Annotated in this window: 19 protein-coding genes; 11 read left to right on the top strand and 8 right to left on the bottom strand. The window is 36.6% G+C overall.

Translation table 11 applies throughout. The annotated features are described in order from the left end of the window. Window positions 1-24 precede the first annotated feature (24 nt). The 6 genes from AHMF7605_RS10905 to AHMF7605_RS10880 all read right to left on the bottom strand — a co-directional run bounded on the left by AHMF7605_RS10905 (window position 25) and on the right by AHMF7605_RS10880 (window position 8,384). The gene (locus AHMF7605_RS10905) at window positions 25-1,359 is read right to left on the bottom strand and encodes an O-antigen ligase family protein (protein ID WP_106929197.1); all 1,335 of its coding nucleotides are present in this window, start codon (window positions 1,357-1,359) and stop codon (window positions 25-27) included. A gap of 72 nt (window positions 1,360-1,431) precedes the next feature. Next, on the bottom strand, window positions 1,432-2,349 hold the full coding sequence (locus AHMF7605_RS10900) for a glycosyltransferase family 2 protein (RefSeq protein ID WP_106929195.1): 918 nt from the start codon (window positions 2,347-2,349) through the stop codon (window positions 1,432-1,434). Window positions 2,350-2,501: 152 nt separating this feature from the next. Next, window positions 2,502-3,395 (bottom strand): glycosyltransferase, encoded by an 894-nt coding sequence (locus AHMF7605_RS10895; RefSeq protein WP_106929193.1) that lies wholly within the window; start codon window positions 3,393-3,395, stop codon window positions 2,502-2,504. A gap of 237 nt (window positions 3,396-3,632) precedes the next feature. Further along, a complete protein-coding gene (locus AHMF7605_RS10890; protein ID WP_106929191.1) occupies window positions 3,633-5,093 on the bottom strand; it encodes a lipopolysaccharide biosynthesis protein in 1,461 nt (486 codons plus the stop codon). Window positions 5,094-5,239: 146 nt separating this feature from the next. Then, on the bottom strand, window positions 5,240-7,582 hold the full coding sequence (locus AHMF7605_RS10885; RefSeq protein WP_106929189.1) for a GumC family protein: 2,343 nt from the start codon (window positions 7,580-7,582) through the stop codon (window positions 5,240-5,242). 10 nt (window positions 7,583-7,592) lie between these two features. Next, window positions 7,593-8,384 carry a polysaccharide biosynthesis/export family protein gene (locus tag AHMF7605_RS10880; protein ID WP_233219007.1) on the bottom strand — a complete coding sequence of 264 codons (792 nt, stop codon included), beginning with the start codon at window positions 8,382-8,384 and terminating at the stop codon, window positions 7,593-7,595. A gap of 1,752 nt (window positions 8,385-10,136) precedes the next feature. Here AHMF7605_RS10880 and AHMF7605_RS10875 point away from each other — a divergent pair. The 4 genes from AHMF7605_RS10875 to AHMF7605_RS10855 all read left to right on the top strand — a co-directional run bounded on the left by AHMF7605_RS10875 (window position 10,137) and on the right by AHMF7605_RS10855 (window position 13,171). Beyond that, window positions 10,137-10,541 (top strand): hypothetical protein, encoded by a 405-nt coding sequence (locus AHMF7605_RS10875; RefSeq protein ID WP_106929187.1) that lies wholly within the window; start codon window positions 10,137-10,139, stop codon window positions 10,539-10,541. Between the two features lie 597 nt (window positions 10,542-11,138). Beyond that, complete coding sequence (locus AHMF7605_RS10865) at window positions 11,139-11,573, top strand: META domain-containing protein (protein WP_106929183.1); 435 nt, start codon at window positions 11,139-11,141, stop codon at window positions 11,571-11,573. 184 nt (window positions 11,574-11,757) lie between these two features. After that, window positions 11,758-12,141, top strand: coding sequence for a hypothetical protein (locus tag AHMF7605_RS10860; RefSeq protein ID WP_106929181.1), 384 nt, complete (start codon window positions 11,758-11,760; stop codon window positions 12,139-12,141). Window positions 12,142-12,649: 508 nt separating this feature from the next. After that, a complete protein-coding gene (locus tag AHMF7605_RS10855; RefSeq protein WP_106929179.1) occupies window positions 12,650-13,171 on the top strand; it encodes an NUDIX domain-containing protein in 522 nt (173 codons plus the stop codon). 97 nt (window positions 13,172-13,268) lie between these two features. Here the strand turns inward: AHMF7605_RS10855 and AHMF7605_RS10850 are convergent, their stop codons facing one another. Further along, a complete protein-coding gene (locus AHMF7605_RS10850) occupies window positions 13,269-13,760 on the bottom strand; it encodes a DUF4293 domain-containing protein (RefSeq protein ID WP_106933428.1) in 492 nt (163 codons plus the stop codon). A gap of 58 nt (window positions 13,761-13,818) precedes the next feature. Between AHMF7605_RS10850 and AHMF7605_RS10845 the strand changes: the two genes are divergently transcribed. From AHMF7605_RS10845 to AHMF7605_RS10825, 5 genes are all read left to right on the top strand, one after another. Then, window positions 13,819-15,021, top strand: coding sequence for a thiolase family protein (locus tag AHMF7605_RS10845; protein ID WP_106929177.1), 1,203 nt, complete (start codon window positions 13,819-13,821; stop codon window positions 15,019-15,021). Between the two features lie 74 nt (window positions 15,022-15,095). Further along, window positions 15,096-15,848: a tRNA pseudouridine(38-40) synthase TruA gene (gene truA, locus AHMF7605_RS10840; protein ID WP_106929175.1), complete on the top strand. Its 753-nt coding sequence runs from the start codon at window positions 15,096-15,098 to the stop codon at window positions 15,846-15,848. A gap of 159 nt (window positions 15,849-16,007) precedes the next feature. Further along, window positions 16,008-17,774, top strand: coding sequence for an ABC transporter ATP-binding protein (locus AHMF7605_RS10835; RefSeq protein ID WP_233219006.1), 1,767 nt, complete (start codon window positions 16,008-16,010; stop codon window positions 17,772-17,774). Window positions 17,775-17,911: 137 nt separating this feature from the next. After that, a complete protein-coding gene (locus AHMF7605_RS10830; RefSeq protein ID WP_146153567.1) occupies window positions 17,912-18,433 on the top strand; it encodes a GyrI-like domain-containing protein in 522 nt (173 codons plus the stop codon). Window positions 18,434-18,774: 341 nt separating this feature from the next. Beyond that, complete coding sequence (locus tag AHMF7605_RS10825) at window positions 18,775-21,204, top strand: outer membrane beta-barrel family protein (RefSeq protein WP_106929169.1); 2,430 nt, start codon at window positions 18,775-18,777, stop codon at window positions 21,202-21,204. Between the two features lie 94 nt (window positions 21,205-21,298). Here AHMF7605_RS10825 and AHMF7605_RS10820 read toward each other — a convergent pair whose 3' ends face one another. After that, on the bottom strand, window positions 21,299-21,937 hold the full coding sequence (locus AHMF7605_RS10820) for an alpha/beta hydrolase (RefSeq protein ID WP_106929167.1): 639 nt from the start codon (window positions 21,935-21,937) through the stop codon (window positions 21,299-21,301). A 516-nt stretch (window positions 21,938-22,453) separates the two neighbouring features. Between AHMF7605_RS10820 and AHMF7605_RS10815 the strand changes: the two genes are divergently transcribed. Both AHMF7605_RS10815 and AHMF7605_RS10810 read left to right on the top strand, forming a co-directional pair. Next, window positions 22,454-24,931, top strand: a complete 2,478-nt coding sequence (locus AHMF7605_RS10815) for a TonB-dependent receptor (RefSeq protein ID WP_106929164.1) — start codon at window positions 22,454-22,456, stop codon at window positions 24,929-24,931. Between the two features lie 77 nt (window positions 24,932-25,008). Beyond that, complete coding sequence (locus tag AHMF7605_RS10810) at window positions 25,009-26,241, top strand: PepSY-associated TM helix domain-containing protein (RefSeq protein WP_106929162.1); 1,233 nt, start codon at window positions 25,009-25,011, stop codon at window positions 26,239-26,241. Window positions 26,242-26,708 lie beyond the last annotated feature (467 nt).

Raw genomic sequence — 26,708 nt, 5'->3', positions numbered from 1 at the left:
GGAATGATTTAAGATCTTCGAAATTTATTTTGGTTGAAGCACCGATGGTTTCAGACTACCAGGTAAATTAACGTATTTCTGAGTCGCTTCTTGAATTAAGTCTTGACTTTTGCGGTACGAAATTGAGCTGTAAGCTATTATAAAGCTAAGCCATAACCAAAAAACTCCTTCTCCTATAATAGAACTTGGTCCTACTGCCATAAGTGGAAAAACAAGTATAGAAGACCGTAGTATGGATGGCAATGCATTTGAGATTACTTTTTGGTATCTGCCAATTCTATTAAAAGCTTTATACAGTATAAAAAGTATTCCTATTAGAATGGCTAATCCGTATTCTACAAGAATTTGTAAAAAGAAGTTATGTGGAGGAATGCCTTCTAGAGGATAAAGAGAAGAACCAGGGCCCATACCAAATCCCATGTTATCTAATGCGTAATTTAATGATTTAGTATAAATATTAACCCGGGCGTCGTCAGTAGTAACTTCATTTTTCTCTACAACCAGATAGAGTTTATTAATTAAAGCATCCAACAAAGTGTCATTTATAACAATAATCCCAATAAAGGTAATGATAAGAAGGATGCCTAATTTCAAAAGATTACTCTTGTAACTATTAGGAGTAGTAACAGAAAAAATTACGAAGAATATTACACCTAAAGAAAAACTTGAAATAGCAGCACGGGAATAAGAACTAATTAGTACATATAAGCTTAATAATAAGCTGAATGCGTTAATAGCATACCATATAAAAGGACGATACCGCTTCATTAATTTTCCAAACAGAACCAAAGCTGTTAAAGAATTGAAAAAGGCGTAGTTATTTTGATTAACAAAAATTGAACGAGGAGCTAAAAACCCTACCCGCATGGCTAATCGTTCAATTTTATCTCCAACTTCGGTTGTGATGAGATATTGTTGATGCGTTACCTCGTATAAACCGATTAAATTAATAAATATGGCCCCTATTATCCATATTTTAATTAATACTTCAACTTTATCTTCTGTATCTATATATTTAACCACTAACCAACTTAAAGCAATGCCCGTTTGCAATATGCCAAACTCTCTAATGGCTATGTCAACATTTGGAGCCCATATAATACTAACTAACCCTAAGATTAAGAAGAATAAACTGAATCTGTAAAATCCTTGAAGAAATGGATCAGCCCATTTTTTACTAGTAAAAACAATAATAAAAAAGCCAACAAATCCAAAAAAGCGTAAAGGATATAATTGGAAAAAGGAAACATCCAGTTTAATTAGAGTACTTCCTAAAAATACACTAGCAATGGCAAATAAGGTAATGATGTACCCCCAATCAAGTTTTGACTTTAAGCTTTCCTGTCTTATTTGGTACATTTAATTTTAAAATTTATAGTTTAAGTATTAGCTACTTCAAAAACTTAATTCAAAAAGTTAAGCCGTAATAAATTACTTGCTGAATGAAATTTTTAAATTGTTTAAATGAAGTTTAAGATAAAGCCAAATACCTTGTTTATTCCAATTCATTTTGTGTAATAAAGCATAGTTTATTCCTTTACCTTGGTATACATTTCCATTTAAAATGATATAAATGTATCTGTTCTGATAATATTTTATAGCTTCTTTCAGCTTTTTATCAGAAACAGTTTTAAGTAAGTTTTGTAAAAAGGGCGAAAAAATAAATCTGGTTTCCCGTTCTATATTTTTAGTAACCATGTTAACAGAATCAATATGATAGTAAGACATTGCTTTATTTATCCAAACGGATTCCTTACTATTCCATAAACATCTTGTCCAGGTATCCATATCCCCGCCTCTTTTAAATTCATTTTCGGGAAATTTACCTGCCTTTTTTAATACATCGGTTTTAATAGCTACGGCCCCAGTCCAAATGGGCTGAGGCCCTTTCAGGAAATCAATTAAAGTAAACTCTTTAGTAGAATAATTTTTATTAAATGTAGAATAAGCATCAAGCTTTTTTTCTTTACCTTTTGTCCAGAACCAGCCCCAACTTATAATGTCTAATTTACTGTTGTTTTGTATTACTTCAGCAATAGTTTCTAATAAATTCAACTTCCACTCATCATCAGCATCCAAGAAACAAATCCAATCATATCTTGCATTCTCAATTCCAACATTCCGAGCTGCATAACCACCAGGACCTGGAGTTTGCCGGCGAAATCTCCTAACTCTAACATCAGTAAATTCCGTAAGCTTTTCAGATGAACCATCCGATGAAGCATCATCCACTAATATAACTTCGAAGTTAGAGTAGGTTTGATGAAGTACAGAATTGATAGATCTATCTAAGTGGGGTAACTTATTATGTACGGGAATAATAACGGAAAAGAAGGGATGGGCAATCATATAATTAATATTAAAAGATGTTTACGAAGAGTACTAAGTAAGACTAATGATAAGTATTTTACTTCTTACATCTTTTTAGATTCATTCATAACTAATATTCTGAATATATTAGTTAAAGTATGTATTATTAAATTAAGTGGTATAAAATTTCATTAAGCGTCATAAACTGGTTTTGCACCATGTACCAAACGTAATTCTTCAAAAGCGCGGGTAACTCTAATATTATATCTAGTAAGAAATACTAGAAGTTTCAATCGTAAGTTAAGTTGCTTGCCCCGAGAAAAAATATGCTTAAACTCATTAAATGGGGGACGAATCTCGTAAACGAAGTCTACATATTTTTGTAAAATACCAGTTTCTGATTTTGTAATTTCTTTCTTACCTGAAACTACACGGCGGGCTTTTCTAGTTATTTGTTTTAATTCTTTTCTAGCAGGATGGTTAATAATTACATTTGGAGCATAGCCAATCTTAAAGTTATTAGCTGTTGCTCTTTTACCCCATTCAAAGTCGCCACCAGAATACATGTTTTGGTTAAAAAGCCCTATTTTATCTAAAACTTTTTTCTTAGTAAACATATTGGCCGTAACCGATCTTCCATTTTTTACATTCTCATCTTGTCGAAAAGCATAAACAATTTCGTAAGCTTCTGCAACAGTATACTGAGTACCAGAAAAAAATAGTTCTACTTTGCCACCGATTCTATCATAATCAGAATTTTCCTTAAAAAACTGGACGGCGTTTTTTAACCAGTCAGTATGAGGAATACAATCCGAATCTGTAAACCCGAAAATTTCACCTTTAGCCAAACTAATACCTTTATTGCGGGCAGCATAGGAGCCAGACGCACTCTCGTTTATAATTATAATGTTATCTGGTAAATAATAATTTTCTGGAATTTGATCTTTTGGATCATTGTTAACAATAATTACTTCAAAGGATTCTTTAGGGTAAGTTTGCTTGTCTAAAGCGTCTATACAATAGGATAATCTTTTCCAGTCACGATAGGTAGGTATAATGACAGAAACAAAAGGTATTGATGACATTAGCTTAAATTTTGTTTATTACTGAGAGCTTATCATTTTTAGTTCCAAACAGAAAAGTAATATTAAATTAATCGTCAGTGTAATTAACCTTAATTATAATACTTGCTTATGCGTTTTTAAGGTTTCTGCTAAAATCTTTCTTTAACTTTTTAGTTAATACAGCTAATTAGATAAAGAAAGATTTATAAAACTCATAGAAGCGTTAAAGTACCAAGTATGTAAAGGTTTAAAAGCTACCTAAATAGCAACTTGTTTCTTATTACGATTTTTGAATTGTTGAATTTGCAAGTTCAATTCCGATTTCATAAAAAGCCAGATTACTCCTGCATAACTAATCATTAAACCAAAACCGCATAGCACAAAGTGTATATGAGCATTATAAAGCGCATAAGAAATTAAATATGCAACAATACTCGCTACTAAAGGGGCCTTTAAACTGGACAATAACTCTCCAAAAGATATATTTAATAGTTTTTTTAGGAAGTATTGGGCTATTATTACTTCTAATGCTTTATTTACCAAATAAGCATAAGCGGCTCCTATTATACCAAATTTATATATACCTAATGAAATTAAGGGTACATAGAGAAACAAAGCTTTGAATAGCTGCATGTTCATTTCTAACTTGGGACGTCCCAATCCCCGAATCAATGAGCCATGACTATTAACCATCATATGTACCATAACCGATAAGGCAAGTATTTGTAAAGGCAGAATGGTATCATGCCATTTGGTGCCAAAAAAATTATTGATAAAAGGCTCACCTAGAACTACTAAAAACACCATTATGGGATAAATAACGATACTATTGTACTTTACAACATTTAGATAATAGCGCTTAAGAGAGAGACTATCATCTTGTTTTTTACCGTAAACAGGATACATTACCTTATTCATAATATTCATTAACTGGCTTCTAAAAGTATCGGTAAGTACAAAAGCTAAAGTGTAGGTACCTAAAGCGGAGGCGCTTAGTAATTTGCCAATTAATAAATAATCAATTTTTTGTATCAAGTTGTTAAATAGATTCGTCCCGGTAGTATAAACTCCAAAACCAAATATATCCTGGAATGCCTGTTTGTCCCACATAAATTTAGGAAACCAGCCTGTTGCTTTAAAGTATAAAGGCATGGCAACTATAAATGTGGCGACAGAATTAAATACTAAAGCCCAAATGCCATAACCTAAGTAAGCTAAAACTAAGGCCAGAGTCCCGGAGAAAATAGTAGAAACGTTGCTAATAAAAGCAAGCTTCTTGAAGTTCATTTGTTTAGTTAATTGAGCATTATGAACTAAATTTATTGGGCTTGATAATACTCCTATACTTAATACGGGAATAATGCTGCGTAAAACAGGTTCTTTGTAAAAGACGGCAGCCAATGGAGCCACTGCAAAAAATATTATTAAATAAATAGCCACCGACCATATAACTCCAGTCCAAAAAGAGGTATGATAATGTACTTCTTTTAATTGTTCTTCTTTTCTTTGTACGAGAGCGGCGCCAATTCCTAAATCATTAAATACTTGCACAAAGCTGGTGAAAACAGTAGCCATCCCAACAATTCCAAATTGATTTGGAAATAGAAGCCTTGCTAAAATAAGTTTAATGGCAAAATCAAAAGATCTATTTATAAGAAGTTGAACAACGTTCCAAAATACACCCGTTACTACTTTCCCTTTCAGGTTATGAGAATCCATATTTACGAGATGATTAACAATTAACTTAACTGAATTAATTAGACCTTAAAGGTTAAGTTACTATCAGTTAATTTATAAAGGCGTTTAATTTATAAAGGACTAAAAAATACTTATACTAGATTTTTTATTTACTTCTTATTACAGGATTAAACATTAGCTCGGTTTCTAGCTTTTGCTTTCCAGGATACATTCTTCTCCTCGGTGTATCCGTACCCGTAACTTCCGTAGCCTTTTGTTTTCTTGGCATCATTCAAGACCATCATAAGATTTTTCAGCTTATTGTTCTTATAAATGTCTTCAATTATGTTAACCTGGTCTTTAAGGGTATAGTTATATCGCATTAAATAGATAGTAGAATCGATGTAAGGCGAAAGTGAAAGGGCATCTGCTACTTGTCCAACAGGAGAGGTATCTAATACAATATGGTCAAATCTATCTTTTAATTCCTCAATTAACTCTCCCACTTTGGGTAATAACATTAACTCGGCTGGATTATATGGAATCGGACCAGAACCAACGGCATAAAGACCAGCAACTGTTTGCAAGGCTACTATAATATCATCTACGGCAGATATTTCGGAATTCAGGTAATTGCTTATTCCTTTTTCATTTGGTATACCCAAGCTCTGCGTTAATCCAGATTTTCTCAAATCGAAATCTACTACGGCAACCTTCTTGCCCGCTAAGGCTAAACTTGAGGCTAAGTTTAAGCTAAAGAAGGTCTTGCCCTCGCCGGCCATACTTGAAGTAACTAATATAATCTTGTTATCTTGGCCTAATGTAGCTAGTTGTAAATTGGCTCGATTATGACGAAATAGTTCTGCTACCAAGCTTCTGCTTTTGTCAGTTACTACTAAAGTTTCTCTTGTATCATTATGCGATATTTCACCAAGTAAAGGAGCGGCAGTAACAAGTTCAACATCTTTAAACTCTTGAACTCTATCATTGAAGCTGTCTTTTATAACTACAAAGGCAAAAGGAAGGCCCATTCCAATTATTAAAGCTAATAATAATACCAGAGGTTTCTTAGGTTTAGTTGGAGAGTCACCGGCAAAAGGAGGATCTATTATCCGGGAAATAGAAACAGTGGCAGCTAAGGAAAGAGCAGCTTCTTCACGTTTTTGCAACAAATATTGATAAAGCGCTTGTTTAATGCCTTGCTGTCTATTGATTTCCAATAAATCGCGTTCCATAGAAGGCACTTGTTTGATTCTGGAAGCGTTTTGAGCTACATTTGAGCGTAACTTATTACGGGTTATAACCAATCCGCTCTTGATATTCTTCAGGTTTTCTAACATATTGGCTTGTAAAGTGCTCAATTGCTCATTTAAGTTTAAAACCAAAGGATTATCAGGCTGAGTTGTCCGTAACATACGTTGCCGTTCTAACTGCAAAGCATTAAATCTTGTAATTAAATCTAATAGTGTAGGATCTTTAATATTTAAATTACTAGGTGCTAATTCGTATCTGCCTTTTTGTCTTTTCAGGTAGTTCTCAAGTGAGTTAAGTACCTCAATTTGAATACCCCAGTCGGTTAACTCCCGGTTATAATCGCTAGCATTCGTAATTGATAATTGTGCCTCTGCTTCTACATCAGTAAATACATTTTTTCTTTTTAAGCTTTCAACCTGTTTTTCGACATTAGACAGCTCAGCAGTTAAATCTTTTAAACGGGCGTCAATAAATTGAACCGTATTAGTAGCAATAATATTTTTATCCTCAATAGCCTCTTTATTATAAACTTCAATTAGTTTATTTACAATATCTTTCCCTTTTTCCGGTACAGCCTCAGTTAAGGTTATAGAAAGAACATTGGTTTCTTTGGTAATAGGAGCTACCTCTAATTTGCTATTATAAGCCGTAGCCAGCTTATCTAAATTGTTAAATCTAATTTTAATGTTTCTGATTTCGCTGGCAGCATTAAGAGGATTGGCCAGAACAGTAAAGGTGGCATAAGGCTTGGAAATCTGCTGCCCGATTTTATACGCCTTTATTCCTTGTGCATCCTTTAAAGTAAAGGTGTTTTTATCTTCCAGATTAATGGCAACTAAATTATTATCATAAACTAACGGATTAAATTGGCTTACAACCACTTTAATTGGCAAGTAATTAGCATATACTTCGCTTTCTTTCAATGGACCATCTATATAATAGGTAGTATTCATGGAAAGCTCCTTAAGTACTCTTAGCATTAAACTTTTAGCTTTAAATACTTGAATCTCATTGTGAACACTTCTGGTAGATTGAAAAATATCTAAATCATTAAAAGCTTCATTTTTAGAGCCGTTCGGATCTTTTTTATCGTCTTTGATTTGGATAGTACTTACTATAGTGTACTCGGGTGTAGCATAAAGTAGGTATAAATAGGCAAGACCTAAGCAGAGTATAACGGACGCTACAAATAAAGGCCAATACTTTACGTATTTATTTAATATGCTCTTTAAGCTTACTTGCTCGGTTTCAAATGGAAGGATTTCTCTACTAGCCATATATCATTCATTAAAAAAATCTAGTAATAATAAGTGTGAGTAAGGAGGTAGCTCCAACTAATATGGTTGAAAGGTTTCTATTAGTATTTGCTTGAGTAGCTCGATATTTACCCACAACAGGTTCTACATACACTACATCGTTTTGTTGTAGGTAGAAATAAGGTGAATTCAGTGTTTCTTTAGTGTTTAAATTAATGCGGGTAATATTTCGTTTGCCTTCTTTTTCCCGAATAATTAAAACGTTTTCTCTTTTACCATAAACCGTCATGTCACCAGCCATTCCCAAGGCTTCCAAAACATTGATTTTTTCAGTTGGTACTGTAATGGTAGAGGGTCTGTTTACTTCTCCTATAACCGTAACTTTAAAGTTTAAATAACGAATATTAACAATTGGTTCCCCTTTAATGTATCTTTTAAGTTCGGCAATCATTTTCTTGGTAGCTTCTTCTTTAGATAATCCTCCCAACTTAACTTGTCCTAGAACCGGATAACTAATAAAACCGTTTTTATCAACAAGGTATCCATCTTTAACTAAATTGGTATTTGTGTTATTAGTGTTCGTAACGGTTGGAGGTAGCAATATACCGCTGTTAAACAAGGCATTAGATTCAGGGTTTAAAGTGCTGACACTAATACCTAAAAGATCATCTGGCTGAATCTTAGGATCTACAGCGTTAAGAATCTTAGTGCTTTGATCATTATTTTCTTGTAGATCACTGAAATAAACCAGGTTTCGGCTAGAGCCACAAGAAAATAAGAAAACAAAAATTATTAAATAAAATGATTTGTACATTTTAGTCATCAGACTTTTATAAATATTCAGTACTATAAGATATATAATTACAAAGTAAACAGTTTTTTTATATAAAAAGTGTAAAAAAATCTAATTATAGATTAAAAAATTATAAACAATTAAATTTATTTCAGCTATTCTTCTTCTCATTTGTTTGCTATAAATATTCTTTTATTTTAAATAAATCATGTTTGTTTTACAATCTGCTAACTAGTTGTTTTAAGATCCTAACAATAGATTTCAGCAGTTAGCTATAGCAATTGTAAATTGTAGTTTACTTCATTTAGCAAACCTTCTATATTCTGACCAGTTTATTAAGCATTATACAAATAGTAGGCCAATAATATAAATAATGGTATATAAGGTTTATTTAATATAATTTATTCAGTTTTAACTTTAAGTAACTCCTTTAGAAACTTACTTTTTCAAGTCATCGCAAGGCACAAATTTTAAGCCAGTATTAGAAATTTAAATTATTTTCAATCCTTAATACAAGATTACTTCTTATAACAGATACGTATGCCTGACTTAGTTAGATGTAAATTATGCTAAGTAGTATCAAGTGGCTTAATGTAAGAGATTCTATTATTAAGCATTCATATAGAGTCAATTAACTGGTAAGCGAATAGCTAGTTAAATAAAATCTCAAGTGATAAGATAATTATTCAAAACCATCAAGTAAAGATTGCCTTCTTTTAATTTAAATCAATAGTATAAGGACTAGCAATAATGTAAGAACTAGGCTTTTTATTTAGAAGAAAAATTTCTTTAATCAATAGATTTTATTTTCTCCATAAAGGTCTTGCTAAGTAACTTAAGAGATTGGTATTCTCTAGTTTTATAAATTATTTATATGCAATAATGATCCTACGAGCAACTAGTTTACATTAAAACTACATGGAATAATGGGATTGTTGAAAAACTTTCCAAATTTAATAATTTATGATGAAAGTACTATAAGTTATCAATGTGCTGCCTGTTAGAAGGTAATGGTTGAAAACATTCTTAGTAGTGGTTACTACTTCCATTAAATTGCACCCTATTGTTTTAGAGAATAAACTTAATAACTATTTTTAAAGATATCTCTTACTAGATTTATTATACTAAGAGAGTTATTTAGACTACAGTTCGCTTCTATATTATTAGAAATGTTCAAAATTTAATCATTTTTATGAATAAATAAAATCTAAAATAGCCGTACAACATTATACTAAGTCTAACAACTAAAAAAGCTAGGAGAAGAGTAAAGTAAAATCTTAGCCGGTATGTACTTTTTATTAAGTCTGTTTTCGACTATGATCTATTTATACAAATAGCCGGACTTAAGTTATTAATTATACAAGGAAGAAAAAGCTTATGAAAAACACTATTATAATATTACCTGTTGAGTTAACCTATAACTACCGGTATACTAAACGGTTTCGGGGAATGGTGGTACATAACAAGCTTATTCGTACACCTGAACCACGTAGTTATCCATTCATGATTATACCTGATTTTGGAAATTATACTTACTCCTTGAACTAAAATCAGCATTTAAATTAAACCAGCTCTACTAAGCTGGTTTTTTTTATGTGATAAACTAATAAGTTAATATTGCAGGAAGGATAAGTTGCCCGGGTAAGCCATTTTTTGGTTTTAAAAAATAAATTTGTGAAGAGAGGTAATATCTTCTACCTTTCTAAGGGCCGGAACTAGTTAATTCTAAAATTTGTAGAACATATATTAATAAAAGTTTACATTATTATTCAAAATACAGGTATGGCAGTTAATTTAGATCAGATTGGAACACGGTTAAGTTTCTATATGAGAATTAAAGGATTAGATGTTTTTGTTATGGGAGAACGAACCGGTACCTCTGCCATGCTTATATCTAACATAATCTCTGGTAAAAATTACTGTATGGATGATTTACTAGCTGTTTTAAATAAGTTACCTAATTTAAATTCTCACTGGGTGATATACGGGGAAGGAAATATTTTTAAAGAACAAAATATTCCGCTCTCCAGTATCGATGCAGAATTAATGCATAAAAACCGGATGAAGCATTTAACAGAAATGCAAAAACTTCTAGAAGTACTGGATGAAATTGAGCGAACTAAAAAGAATACTTCTAAGATTGATGAACTTAAAGCTCGTATTACCGAATTAACCAAGGAACTTTAAGTTTTCTTTATCTTAAAAGCTAATCCTACACCTTTATAAGGCTGAATTACTTTTATAGCCTGTAACCTTTATTTAAAGATATTACCTTTGAAGTAATAATATTTATTTTACGAAGTTTTTGAGTAAGCTCGTCTAGAGTTTGCGAGTAACTTTCAGGCGGAGTCTTAGAGGTTAAACCTGCCTGAACATCTGTTTTAATAATATTCCTAATATTTGCCTCAATCTTACGTCGGTAGGTGTACAAACTGTAGTAAAGATACCCAAATTCTTTTAACTGTAGCCTCGACTCCTGAATTTTCTTCTTGTCCATTCCCATTCTTTCTTCCCACGTAAGTATTTATACGCTAATTGAAGATTTAGTACGTATAATAGGAGATTAAGTTAACAAAAAGGCCTTTTTTTACTAGTCTACGTATATTTTCTTCTTACTCCTGTTTAAACTTAATAGGATGAATTAAAATAATTGTACCAGGCATTCTTTATGATTTATTTCTACCAGAATTTAAGGTCTGTAAAGTTATAAATGCAACATAGATAGTTTGTTTTAGTTGTATAATAAATAGAGCATACACAAGTTTCCATTTTTAAATTTTAAGTATGAGATTCATACTTTATCTAGTAGGGTTGCCGGCTATCTTGCTGTTACTTCTAAACTGTTCGGTTAATAATAAGAAGGGATACATTTCTAATGTTACTTTAGAAAGTGGTAAATGGATATTAATAAATCTTTATGAACAAGAGGTTATTAAGCAAAATACGGACCGGCCAATTTATTTGGAATTTAATGTTACGGATCAAAAGTTAACTGGATTTGCTGGATGTAATCGGTTGTTTGGTGCATTTAGCTCCAAAGGCAGTGCTATTACTTTTTCGAGAGTAGGCTCTACTAAACTGATTTGTCCGGATGCAAAACTTGAAGATGATTTTGTTTCCAGTTTGCAGCAAATCACTCGTTATCAGATAGATGGGGAAAAGCTTCAGTTGTATAACCATTCTAATCTACTCATGACATTACGTCTTTTAACAGATTAAATCAAGTATCCCGTCTTATTTTGTTAAATTAGTTAGAACCAAATCTAAGAATTATTATCTGAGTAAAACTTAATCGATAGTAATGGAAATAAATTTTTTCCATAAAGCAACCAAATAGGCGACTATAGAATCTTATTGGTAGTTATCGTTTTAAACTTACTTGGTTTGTACTTGTCTAACTAATATGAGAGTAATCAAAGGTGTGTTAAAGTCTTATATATGTGGGCTACTTCTGCTAGTGGTCCTTTTTTTAACAAACTGCACCGGAGAAGAACAAGAGGTAGTACCCCAGCAAACCTGTGATACTCAAGCTACTGTTCAAAATTTAGCAGGATGTGGGTTAGTATTAGTCCTTAAAAATAACCAAATATTGGTGCCTGTTAATGCGGCCGCTTTACCCAAAATTAGCTCAGAAAAGCAACAATACAAAATAAATGGATTCACCGTTAAAGAAAAGCAGCAAGTAATAATTGGCTTTATCGATAAAGGGCAAATAGAAAAAGCTTGTTTAGCAGGAGGCCAATTAGTTGAGATTACGTGTATTGTTGGTTATGAGGTTCAACCGTAGTTTTCTATAAGTAATTTATAAGAGAGTTATTTAATCGAGTTAAATAGCAGAGCCCATTTGGATATTATGCCAAATGGGCTGCTATTTTATAAGGACACAAGGAGAATTAAAAAATTATCACTGTAAACTGGCACAATACTTGTAAAATATATAGATACGTAATCAGGATAAACAAACTCGTTAAAAGATAAAATAGGGTTGCTTAATGCTTCGTTTACCAAATAGATTCGTTTACCAAATAGAATTGATTTACTAGCTATGTAAGCTTAGTAACATAAGATAAGATTAAAGTTTAGTAGTTTAACTGAAAGGCTCTGGTAATTTATCAGAGCTTTTTTTATGTTATAATCAATAAAAAAGATGTTCGGTAAGAGAATGCCAAAAAGTTTATAAGAAGGCTACTTGCAATTATCTTAAAATTAAATCTTATGTAGCTGAATAAGATTTCTCTTCGTATAGTCAGTCAAAAACTTGGTTAAGTTGTTAATAGAATTAGTTACGGAATTATATGAAGATTGTAGATAAACGAGTGGTTTACGATGGCTTTTATAAGTTGTATAAAGTAAAGTTAGAAACAGATGGAACTATACTCGAAAGAGAGATTTTTGATACAGGCCAAGCCGTAGCTGCTCTGGTTTTTGACACTGTCCGACAACGCTATATTTTTGTTGAACAGTACCGATTAGCTACTAACACCGATGTGCTCGAAATAGTAGCTGGTATGCATGATAAACCATCAGAGAGTTTAGAGGATGCTACCCGTCGTGAAATAGAAGAAGAAACGGGTTATACTGTAGATAAAATTACTTCTATTGCCTCTTACTATTCCTCACCGGGCGCCTTTGCCGAAAAATTAACGATATTTTATGCAGAAGTAAGTAAGAAAGCTTCGGAAGGTGGGGGATTAGCCGATGAACACGAAGATATTAAGATAGTGGAAGTAGCTCCGGCCGATCTAGAAAATCTAACCATAGAAGACGGTAAAACTCTGATAGCTATACAATGGGCCTTACTCCACAAACAGCAGTAATTAGTACATTTCACCTAGAATTTAAAAATTTCAAAACAAAACGGCTCCTCAAAATAAGGTAGCCGTTTTGTTCTAAATCTTATTAGATAGAGCTAAATTAACGTAGCCGATCTACGGAACGAACCAATTGCTCATCGCGGCGGATAAATCGATTAGCCAGCGCATTTAAAGCTAAGGCCAGTAAGGGTAAATAAAACCCGGCCTGGTACTCACCGCGACCAGGTGTTTTTACTATTTCCTCTCCCACGTAAGAGACATAATAGAAGCAGCTTCCCATTAATCCGGCTAACAGGAGGGTATTTAGGAAACCCAGTTTCATTTGCGTAAGCCGATTTTTATATTGAAATATTTCGTATAAAGCTACTAACGCGGCCAAAATAGCTAAAATGGCAATTACTATCGTTGATTTAGAAACGGTTGCTGTTGTTGTACCAGTAACATTTACCGTGTTGGCGGCGGCTAACGAAAAGGCATTCAACACGTATTCCTGACCATTCGCATCTGTCTTCGACCAAATGGGTAAAAATAACAAGCAAATTAAAGCAACGGCAATTAGAAACAGAAAAACAGATTGAATTCTTTGTATCATATCAGAGTTAATTATCTTACAAATTTTTACAAAAATAGATACTTCTTTCGCAAAAACCATGAGTGCTGCCTATATTGTAGATATTGTCCGTACCCCAGTCGGTAAGTTTGGGGGAGCATTAAGCTCCGTTCGCCCTGATGATTTAGCGGCCCTTGTTATGAAAGCATTGCTCAATCGAAATTCGGATTTAGATGTAAGTTTAATTGAAGATGTAATTTTAGGGGCAGCTAATCAGGCCGGCGAAGATAACCGGAATGTGGCGCGTATGGCTGCTTTGCTGGCCGGTTTACCTCTGGAAACGGCAGGAGTAACCGTAAACCGGTTATGTGCTTCCGGGTTACAATCCATAATAGATGCAGCCCGGGCCATTAAATGTAGCGAGGGGGCCGTTTACCTGGCTGGAGGAGTAGAAAGCATGACCCGAGCTCCTTTTGTGCTGGCAAAAGCAGAAAATGCCTTTTCCCGCGAAACGCAATTGTTCGATACTACCCTGGGCTGGCGCTTTATTAATAAAAAATTAGCCGAACGACACTATCCTTATTCTATGGGGGAAACTGCCGAAAATGTAGCTAAGAAATGGCAAATTTCCCGCGAACAACAAGATACTTTTGCGCATGAATCACAGGCGAAATATCAACAGGCATTGAAAAATAATTATTTTCAAAACGAAATTATACCGGTTACTATTCCGCAGAAAAATGGAGAATTTTTACATTTTTCTGTTGATGAGCATCCCCGCTTAACTTCTCCAGAAAAATTAGCTGCCTTAAAACCAGCTTTTACTCCGGAAAATGGAACGGTAACGGCCGGAAATTCTTCGGGTATTAACGATGGAGCCGCAATAGCACTCTTAGTAAACGAAGAAGTAGTAGAACAATTTAATTTAAAGCCAATGGCCCGGGTAGTATCATCTGCGGTGGCGGGTGTGCCACCGGCCTACATGGGCATAGGACCGGTACCTGCCACGCAAAAAGCCTTACAGCGGGCAGGTCTTACACTCAACGATATGGACTTAATCGAACTGAACGAAGCTTTTGCTGCCCAGGTACTGGCTTGTATCCAGGAATTAAAACTCGACCCTGCTAAAATTAATGTTAATGGGGGTTCTATTGCAATTGGGCATCCTTTAGGTGCGAGCGGTACCCGAATTTCGGCCACTTTACTCCACGAAATGCAGCGCCGCAAAAATATTCGTTATGGTTTAGCTACCATGTGCGTTGGGGTAGGGCAGGGAGCCGCTGTTATTTACGAAAAGTGCTAGTTTTAACATAACTGATCTTTAAAATAGTTTTCTGAATACAAGGAAATGAGCAAATCTGTGATATATTTGTTTCTATGCGCTATTTCCTCGAAATCGCTTACGATGGCACCAATTACCACGGTTGGCAAATTCAGCCGAACGCATTAACGGTACAGCAAATATTAAACGATTGCTTAAGCACAGTTCTGCGGGAAACGATTGAAACGATTGGCAGTGGCCGGACGGATACAGGTGTACACGCTGAGCAGCAGTTTATACATCTGGATGTAACCGGAATTTTAAATAAAGAAGAAGCCTGCTACCGATTTAACCGCATTTTACCTCCTGATATCGCGGTAAAAAATATTTACGAAGTAATACCGGAAGCACATGCCCGTTTTGATGCAATTGCCCGTACGTACGAATATCGTATTTGCTTAATTAATAATCCGTTTTTACGGGCATTTAGTCATTTTTTAAACCGTAAGCCTAATTTAGAGTTAATGAACGAAGCGGCAGCAATGTTATTGAATTTTGAAGATTTTACTACTTTCTCGAAAGTAAAAGGAGAAACCAAACATTACCACTGTCAGATGTATCAGGCTCAATGGCAAATGCAGGGCTCGGATATGCTTATATTTACTATACGAGCTAATCGTTTTTTGCGCGGTATGGTACGGTTAATAGTGGGTACTTTGCTGGATGTAGGCAGTGGTAAATTATCGATATCCGAGTTTACAGACATAATTGCCAGTCAGGACCGGCGGCGAGCGAGTGCAGCGGCGCCAGCGGCGGGGCTCTTTCTAACCAAAGTAGAATACCCGGCGAACTTTTTCTTAATGAATTAGTTATTTCTTTACTTCACTGTTAAAGCAAATATTACCCGCAATAAAGCAAACATTCATAACCTTATCGCGTTTTTTAAAATATAAAATAATTTATAGTAGGATAGTAACAACAGATAACATCTGTTTCGGATTATTCTGCTTCAAATTTTATCCTGAATTTTGGAACCAACATCTAATACAAAAATTGGCAAGGCCTTCGATTATAGTACTCTCCGGCGGTTATACACGTTTGTGAAGCCTTACCAAAAAATATTTTACTTTCTCATTTTATTAACGGTCGCGTCGGCGATATTGGCAGCTGTGCGGCCGTTTATGATTCAGTATACCGTTGACGAATACATTATGCTGGGGAATAATTCCGGCTTGAACCGCATGTTTGTTTGGTTGGCGGTATTGCTGGTAGGTCATGCCTTGGTACAATACCTGCACACTTATTTTGCCGGTTGGTTAGGTCAATATATTGTACGCGATATTCGAGTAGTATTGTACCGTCATTTATTGAAGCTTCGCCTCAAATTTTACGACCGTACCCCTATTGGTACGTTGGTTACCCGCAACGTTTCGGATGTGGAGCAGCTTTCAGATGTGTTTAGCGAAGGTTTAGCCGCCATGATTGGTGATGTATTGCAACTGGCTTTTATTTTAGGCTATATGCTCTACATCGACTGGAAGTTGACACTGGTTAGTTTATCTATGTTTCCGTTGCTGTTTGTGAGTACGTATATTTTTAAGGAAAAAATCAAATCCTCGTTTCAGGAAGTGCGTACGGCAGTGGCTAATTTAAATGCATTTGTGCAGGAGCATATTACCGGCATGAGCATCGTGCAAATTTTTAACAACGAAGCCCGCGAAATGCAGAAATTTGAGAAAATAAATCAGGAACATACGCGCGCGCAAATCCGGTCGGTGTTGTATTACTCTATTTATTTTCCGGTGGCAGAGGTAATTGGTGCGGCGGGCACGGGTCTACTCGTTTGGTATGGGGCAAAAGGCGTGTTAAACGAAGAAATCACCTTGGGTGTACTCATTGCCTTTATCATGTACATTGCTATGTTTTTCCGACCTATCCGCCAAATTGCTGACCGTTTTAATACTTTGCAACTCGGGGTAGTAAGTACCGACCGGATCCTAAAGTTACTGGATAGTAACGAACTTATCTCTGACACTGGCCATTATGCCCCAGCTACAATTAAGGGCGATGTTCAGTTTGAGCACGTATGGTTTGCGTATAATAACGAAGAGTGGGTGCTGCGTGATATTTCCTTTAATGTAACAGCCGGCCAAACGGTAGCTTTTGTGGGAGCAACCGGAGCGGGAAAAACATCGATCATTAATTTGTTAAGCCGCTTTTACGAAATAAATAAAGGTATTATTCGCGTAGATGGCTATGATTTAAAAGAATACGATTTAAGTGTTTTGCGCCAACACATTGGCGTAGTATTACAAGATGTATTTTTATTTTCAGGTTCTATTGCCGACAACATTACTTTAGGAAATAAAAATATTACTACCGAGCAAATCTGGCAAGCCGCCGAATTGGTAGGAGCGGATAAATTCATTCAGCGTTTACCTGGCGGACTCGACTATAAAGTTATGGAGCGCGGGGCAACATTATCGGTGGGGCAGCGCCAATTAATTTCGTTTGTCCGAGCTATGGTCTACGATCCCAAAATCATTATTCTCGACGAAGCCACATCATCGGTGGATTCCGAGACCGAAGAATTAATTCAATATGCCATTCAGCAGTTAATGCAAGGACGTACTTCTATTGTTATTGCCCACCGCCTGTCTACTATCCAGAAAGCAGATAAAATTATTGTGATGGATAGAGGTGAAATAAAAGAAGCCGGTACCCACGACGAGTTAATGCAGAACGAAGGCTACTACACGCAACTCTACAAAATGCAGTATAAAGAAGTTATTTAAGCCATAACTTTTCAAGGATAAATCTACCTGCTGGTTGTTTTGATTAACGCTAATGGGTAGATTTTTTATGAAAATACTTGGGCTTACTTCTGATTATTCCCAATATCTTTACCCGATTAATCCATTTATTTACCTCCGTGAACAGAAGATTTAGTTTTATTATAGTTTTTATATTGCTGGCCGGGTTTGCCATTTATGCTTATTTGGGTGGCTTTAATAAGGTACAGGTAATTCGAACTACTTCCAGACCGGTGTTTATTGCCGGTAGGTACTTTGAAGGTAGTATGAAAGATAAAACTTTAGGTACGTATTTTCAGGAAACCGCCAAATTGCTGGAAGAGAAAAAAATAACCGGCTATTTAGGTAACATATATTATAATAATCCCGAAGAAGCCCATGATAGTATCCGGGCGCTAATTGGAGTAGTGGTACCTGATTCATTGGCGCCTCTACCCGCAGGTTTTGAACTTCGTAAGTGGCCTGGAAGCAAACCAGTAGTACAAGCCACCGTGAACGCTCATTTTTTCTTAGCGCCAAATAAACTTTACTCCAAGCTGTTTGATTACGCCAAACAAAATAAACTAAATTTAAAAAAACAGTATTTAGAAGAGTTTCCCGATGCCCGCTATGGCCGGGTACAAGCTCAATTGGCTGATTAATCAACTATTAAGGTAAAAACTAGCGCCAACTTGAGAGCTGTTAATATTCTTAGACAAATCGACTTTGGGCAGCTTTATACATCCATTTTCATTTCTGCTCGCGGCAAAATAATCAAAGATTAAACACTAAAGTTAGTCAGCAGCAAAAAGTAGACTTTCCTGTTTAAGGAAAAGATTTAGAAGTAGGTTTAATCCGACACAAACGTTATTTTTCGGAATTCTGAAATTTAATTTAGAACATCTTTACTAGAACTTTCAGCTTTTGTTAAAAACTTCAGAATTGCTACAAAGTCCGGTACCACTTTTATAAGGCAATCAGAGGATTAAATTTAAACCTACATATGAGTCTACTATTTACTAAAAACAAAAAGTTTTACTGGTTCCTATTACTCTTATTACCTGGTTGGGCTTTCGCGCAAAGCCCGTCATCCTCCTCTTTTTTTATCCGGGGTACTATCATTGATGCCCAAAAAACACCTATTCCTTTTAGTAGCGTGGGCTTATACCGGGCAGCAGATTCTAGTTTAGTAACAGGTACGGCCGCCGATGAAGCAGGTAAATTTGAGCTTTCAACTAAACCAGGCAATTATTTCTTAAAAATCAGTATGGTATCTTTCCGGGAGAGAGTTATTCCACGCGTTACCGTTCAAAACCAGGATGTACAGTTGGGAGTTTTGGAACTGAAATTAAGCGCCGAAGTATTGAAAGAAGTAGTGGTACAAGGCGAGCGCAGCACGATGGAGTTAGCGTTGGATAAAAAAATATTTAACGTGGGCAAAGATCTGGCAAATGCGGGCGGTACGGCTTCGGATATTCTAAGTAATGTGCCCTCGGTGGCTGTAGATGCAGAAGGCAATGTGAGTTTGCGCGGAAGCGGTAACGTGCGGATTTTAATTGACGGGAAGCCATCGGGTTTGGTAAGTATTAAAGGGGGTAGTGGCTTGCAGCAATTGCAGGGCAGCAGCATCGAAAGGGTAGAGGTAATTACCAATCCATCGGCCCGCTACGAAGCAGAAGGTATGGGTGGAATTATCAACATTGTTCTCAAAAAAGAACGGCAAGAAGGTATTAACGGCTCCTTCGATTTAATTACGGGTAACCCGGCTAATTTTGGTTTGGGCGCTAACGTGAATTACCGGAAGAAAAATTTAAATTTCTTTGTGAATTATACGGCTTCTTACCGCAAGGCACCCGGCCGTAGTACTCTTTATCAAGAGCAGTGGCGCAACGATACTACTTTTATTTCCCGACAAAGTTCCGAAAATCAATTGAAAGGAATGTATAATAATGCTCGGGCCGGAATAGACTATTTCTTTAATCCTAAAAATGTACTCACGGGTTCCTACACCTACCGCCTTAATAAAGGTAAACGGTTTTCAGAAATTCAGTACCTGGATTACTTAACTAATATTAATAATCTGCAAAGTATTACTAACCGGACCCAGGACGAAACTGAAACCGAACCAAATTCGGAGTATGCCTTGAGTTATAAGAGAACCTTTACCCGCGAAGGACAAGAACTAACGGCCGATGTCCGCTACCTGGATAACTGGGAAAAATCAGATCAGTACTACACCCAAAAAACTGCTTTGCCGGATGGGAATCCTTCTGCTATTGAGGATATTTTGCAACGTTCGTTGAACGACGAAACCGAAAAGCAATTTTTGGTGCAAGTAGATTATGTGCATCCATTTGGGAAAGATGGCAAATTAGAAGCGGGCTTACGCAGCAGTTCCCGTGATATGACCAATAATTTTTCGGTAACTCAACAAATAGCCGATGGCGCTTGGATGCCTTTAGACAGCCTCACGAATAACTTTTTGTACGAAGAAAACATCCATGCCCTGTATGGAATTATGGGTAATAAAATAGGGAAGTTTACGTATCAGGTAGGTTTGCGGGCCGAGTGGACGGGAGTTACCACTACTCTAAAAAAGACGAACGAAGTAAATCCGCGGGAGTATGCCAATTTGTTCCCGAGCGTGCATGTTACCTATGATTTACCCAAGCAACATGCCTTACAGCTCAGCTACAGCCGCCGGGTACGTCGGCCACAGTATAATGATTTAAGCCCGTTCATGACTTTTAGTGATAGCCGCAATTATTTCAGCGGTAACCCGGATTTGAACCCCGAATTTACCGACGCTTATGAATTAGGACACATTAAATATTTTGAAAAAGGGTCGCTGAGTTCATCGTTGTATTACCGCTACACTACTGATAAAATTTTACGCATTCGCCGGGTAAACGAATTAGGTAATTCCACTACATTACCCGAAAACTTAGCTACCGAAGATGCTTTTGGAGCCGAGTTGGCCGTGTCGTACACGCCGTTTGACTGGTGGAAAATAGATGGCAGCTTTAACTTTTTCCGGGCCATTACCGACGGCGGAAATTTGAATGAAGATTTCCATAGCGATGCGTACAGTTGGTTTGTCCGGAAAACATCGCGGTTTACCCTCTGGAAAAATACCGATTTGCAATTACGCGGTAATTACGAAGCGCCCCAACAAATGCCTCAAGGCAAACGCAAAGCTATTGCAACTCTTGACCTGGCTTTAAGTCGCGACATCCTGAAAAACAATGGTACCCTTACCCTTAATGTAATCGATGTTTTCAACTCTCGTCGGTTCCGTTCCATTATAGAAGGCGATAATTTTTATACCGAAACCAATTCGCAGGGCCGTTTACGGCAGGTTAACCTTACCCTGAATTACCGTTTACACCAAGCCAAAAAAGCCGTGAAAGAACCCGGCGAAGGTGACTATTAATTCATAAAGCTTGCTTTAATTGCTGGTAAGTACTTCGTTAAGATAATCTGCTAATTATAAATGGCTTATTAGCCGAACAACGAGCAACTAATAACTAATGATTTGCAGCAGTAGGACTTAAAATAGTTCTTGCCAGATCAATCTCTTCCTGTAAAATAGTATGGGGGCGACCTTTGTAAATTTTTTTAGTTACGGTTGCCCCTTTTTCTTCTAAAATTTTTTCTGTTTCGTTTACCCGGCTTACCGGTACGTGCGGGTCCGGATCGCCGGTAGTAATCAAAACCGGGGTGCCTTCAAAAGTACCGGTGTAATTTTGGATATTAAGCTGTTGTCCAATTAAACCTCCCGTAAACAGGATGAGTCCACCGTAAAGTTGCGCCTGCCGGTTGGCAAATTCCGCCGTTAAGCAAGCTCCTTGCGAGAAGCCCAATAAATAAATAGCCTTACTAGTAATTCCTTTTTCTTTAATACTATCTATTAGGCCATTAAGTAGCGCCAAAGCCGAGTCCAGAGCCGGTTGATTTTGCTCTATCGGAGCCATAAAACTATAGGGGTACCAGCTATGGTTAGTTGCTTGCGGAGCGAAAAGAGAAAAATTAGCCACATTCAGGTGTTCTCTTAGTGATAAAATGCTTTCAGCCGTGGCTCCGCGGCCATGAATCATGATGAGCGCTTTACCAGTTTCTTCCAGGGGCTTCCCGGCAGATTTAATATTTTTTTGATGCGTATACATATTCTACGAACTAGTAATTAAAAAATTCCGCTTTATTCGGTTTAAATTCTGGTCAATTATAAGTATTAAATTTTTTGAATCCGCATAATACGACAGCTAAAGGCATTTAGCCGTTCCTGTTTTATCCCGTTTAGCAGTGAGCATTATTTAGAAAAGAAATAATGTTGCTGGGTTAGTTTCTATTTTAGGCTTAGTATTCGGGCCTTAAAATTCTTTGTCGCTTAAACTTGATTGATAAGTTTCATGCTAAGCTTTAATAGGAAAGCCGACTTTAAGTAAGAGAAAGAAGGAAATCACCATTAAGGGATAAGGTCAACAAAAATTGTATTCCGTTTTATATTGAAATCGACTCTAAACTAATCTATTGAATCTGAGTGAAGTATTTCTACTTTTTGTATTTAGTTCCCCGGTGAGTAAAAAAATTAATTAGATTAATTTGGATTGATTCTAAATAATAATTTGCTTTGCATCAATTTAGAATTAGTCTTAATAAATCTACATACTACTACTTTGCTCATGATACATCTTGACCATCTACCTAAACGCCTTAAAATAGGGTTACTTGTTGTTCTACTAAGCTTTATTCAAAAATTTACTGCTACCGCGCAAGAGTTTGCTTACTTAGGCGAAAGTGCGGGCAATGGTGTTATTAAAGGAAGTATTACTTCCACGGATGGTAATCCGGTTGGTTTTGTAAGTGTTTTTATAAAAGGCACTAATAAAGGTGCTATTACCACCGAAGACGGTAAGTTTTATATCAAAAATATTAAAGAAGGTTCTTATACTCTGGTGGCCAGTTTCATAGGTTTACAAGCTCAGGAAATGCCGGTTGCGGTAACTAATAACGAAACCAGCATCGCCGATTTTACATTGCCTAAAAATACCCAGCAGTTAAACGAAGTAATGGTAACGGCTACTCGCAGTAAAAACAAAACTCCGGTGACCATTGGTAAAATTGCTATTAGCCCGCTTGACATGCCGCAAAGCATGACCATTGTCAATAGTCAGGTTATTGCCGACCAGCAAGCTTCCAAATTAAGTGACGTCATCCGGAATGTAAACGGTGTTTCTTTGGGAAGCACCCGGGGAACGACTTCGGAAACATTCTTCGCCCGAGGGTATAATTTAGGCGCCAATAATATTATGAAAAACGGCGCTCGCGTGAACTCGGCAGCTATTCCGGAAGCTAGTACTTTAGAAAAAGTAGAAGTTTTAAAAGGCAGTGCGGCTTTGCTTTACGGTAATGTTAGCGGCGGAGCGGTAATTAACATGGTTACCAAACAACCTAAGTTTGAATACGGCGGTGAAGTATCGCTCCGGGCGGGTAGCTATAACTTGTTTAAACCAATTGGCGATGTTTACGGCCCCATTACTAAAAACCTGGCTTTCCGGTTAGTTGGTACCTACGAAACCGCCGAAAGTTACCGGAAAAGTATAGAATCGAAGAAGTTTTATGTAAATCCTTCCTTACTGTATAAGTTAGGGGCAAAAACCGAAATTTTGGTGCAAGCCGATTATTTAAACCACGATTTAACGCCGGATTTTGGTATTGGCTCCTTAAACAGTAAAATACCCACCAGCATCTCAAGATCCAGCTTTTTTAATACTCCCTGGGCTTACAACAAAATTGAGCAACGCACGGCTTCCGTCAATATCAATCATCAACTTAGTAATTCCTGGAAATTAAATGTTATTGGTTCAAATCAGTTATTTAAGCGCGATTATTTTTCTACGGAACGTATTCAGGCCGATGCAGATGGGGATTGGGGCCGTAAACTAACTCGCTCAAAAATTGCCGAAGATTATTATACTGGCCAGGTTAACCTGACCGGTACCTTTAACACGGGCAGCTTTAACCATCAACTTTTAGTAGGAACAGACGCCGAAAGATATTTAAATACTACCAATGCCTTTAATATTGCTTCCTTGAGTAAGGAAGGCGTGTACGATTCTATTAATATTCTTAATCCGACGAAATATGTAACCCGCACCGATGAGCCTTTGGCTACTAATACTACCCGTACCGAAGCGCCAACTTACCGTTTTGGTTATTATGCCCAGGATTTAATCAGTATTTCTAATAAGGTGAAAGTGTTGGCCGGTTTGCGTTGGTCGTACCAAAAAACAGTAGCTGCTAAAACGTACGATGTAGCAACCGATGCTCCCACGCCTAACCAAACTGCAACTGACCGTTTCGACCGTGCTTTTTCACCCCGGATAGGGATTGTTTACCAGCCCGTTTCTAATACCGCCTTGTTTGCCAGCTATTCTAATAATTTTACGCCTAATACCGGCCGAGACATCTACAACCAAAATTTGGCACCGTCTATCATCGATCAGTATGAAATTGGCGTTAAGAACGATTTCTTTAATGATAAACTTTCGGCTAATTTCACTTTATACCGTATTATAAATAACAACCTGGCCCAACAAGCACAATATTTGGCTGATGGTACGCCGAACTCAGATACTAACATTAGAGAGTTAACTGGTCAAACAACCAGCGATGGCGCAGAATTAGACTTAAATGGTAACCTTACGCAAGGATTAAACTTTTTGGCGGGCTATAGTTATAACTTTATGCGCTACACCAAAACTTCTGGTAAAACCGGTAGCTATAAAGAAGGGGAAAGATTAGTGAGCAATCCAGCTCATACCGCTAATGCCACCTTATTTTACACTTTTTCTAACGAAACACTTAAAGGCTTAAAAGTAGGATTATCTGGTTTTTATACTGGTAAACGCAATGGCGGTTGGAACAATACGGTGGGATGGCCGGAAGCAAATGGCCAGCTACCAGGTTATAGCCGCTTGATTCCAGTTAGTGGTTTTACAACCTTGGATGTGAGTTTAGGATACTCCATCAAAAAGTTCTCGATTTTAGGAAAACTATCTAATATTACCAACGAGCTGAATTACTACGTGCACGAAAACTACAGCGTCAACCCAATCCCTCCGCGCCAATTTATAACTACCGTTTCTTACCGATTTTAATAAATCTTAATAACCAGCTAAGTCTGCTTTTGCGGGCTTAGCTGATTCTTTGTTTAATACCTTTAAATATTATTCACATGAAAAATTTCTTCCGGAGTATACATTTATATCTGAGCTTAGCTTGCGGCTTAGTAATTGGCGTGGTTTGCTTTACGGGAGCCGCTATGGTTTTCGAAAAAGAAATGTTGGAAACTATTTACCCGGAACGTTATAAGGTAACGGAAGGAAGTAAGCGCGTCAGTCTGGAGCAATTAATCCGTAATTTTAACCAAGCTAAACCCGGGGTGAAAGTTGCCGGGATAAAAATTTACGATGATGCCCGCCGGACCGTTGAATTAAGTTATTCTGAAGAGAAAAACGAAAATAAAGCAAGAGATAAAGCTGAAAATAAAGCTGCTAGAGGCAAAGAACAAGGTGGGCCTAAAGAAGGTAAAGGGGGCTACGGTGGTCCGGGCAAAGGGGGTGGCCGAAGCACCCACGTTGCTTTCATGAATCCTTATACCGGTCAGTTAATCGCTACTTCCAGCCAGAAAAATGCTTTTTTCCGGACTATGTTTGAACTCCATCGATGGTTACTAGTACAAGACGGACCCGGTAAATTAATTGTAGGAGTTAGTACCTTTACTTTTCTATTTATTTTACTTACCGGCATCATTCTGTGGTGGCCCAAAAACAAAAAAATTCTGCAGCAACGCCTCACCATAAAATGGAACGCCGGCTGGAAACGCATTAATCACGATTGGCACATTGTAATTGGTTTTTATACTGCTTTATTTTTGTTTGTTTTTGCTTTTACCGGTTTAGCCTGGTCTTTTGAATGGTTTAACGATGGTATTTACAAACTAACCAACACCAGTAAAGAACCACCCGAACCGCCCCACTCCCTCATAAGAAATGAGGCTCAACCAATTACTTTTGATCAAGCGTATGACATAGCGAAAAACCAAATGCCTGACGTTGAATTTTACCAGTTCAACCGTCCGCGGGAAGCGGAAGACGCTTTTACCGTAATGGTAATGCCCAAGGATGCGGCGCACGAACGGGCGACGAGTCAATTATTTTTAGATCAATATTCCGGCGAAAAAATAGGCCAGCTCTTGTTCCAGGATAAAAATTTGGGCCAGCGCGTGCGTAGTACCTTTTACCCGGTGCACGTAGGTTCTATTGGTGGTTTACCGGGCCGGATTATTGCCTTTATTTCGTGCGTAGCCGGTTTCACTTTCCCCATTACCGGCGTTATTCTTTGGATTAATCGCCTGCGGAAGAATAAAAAGAAAAAAATAAAAAAAACACTAGCGCAGGCCAGATAAAACTGAAATAACTGCTAAAGTATGTAATAAAAAGAGCCCGGATTAAATTCAATCCGGGCTCTTTTTATTCAAAGTAAATTTAAGATTACTCAAAATTGCTTTCGAGGTACTTACAAAATCTTAAGTATAGCATCCACGAAGTATAATAGAGTTAAACCTGCTAAATGAATGAAAGTACCATATACTCGCATCAACTTCTGCGTAAAAATAGCCTGAATCATATTTTTAACTAAAACAATCGAGCTAACTAATAGGGCTACGAGCCAAGAGAGAACATCTAAATTAGGGGTGCATGGGCCGGATTTAAAATTTTGAATGCAGAACCCTATTGAAATGAATGTGAAAAGATAAATAAATCCTCTTTTAAGAAAGTAATACTTGTTGCGTGAAAAAAGCATAAAAGATTATAAAACAAAGACTTTTTCCTTTTAGATGTGGCTTGTTCGTATCCAATATCAAATATTAAG

The sequence above is a fragment of the Adhaeribacter arboris genome (assembly GCF_003023845.1).
In the GTDB taxonomy this organism is placed as follows: Bacteria; Bacteroidota; Bacteroidia; order Cytophagales; family Hymenobacteraceae; genus Adhaeribacter; species Adhaeribacter arboris.
This window is presented reverse-complemented; position numbering and strand designations above follow the sequence as displayed.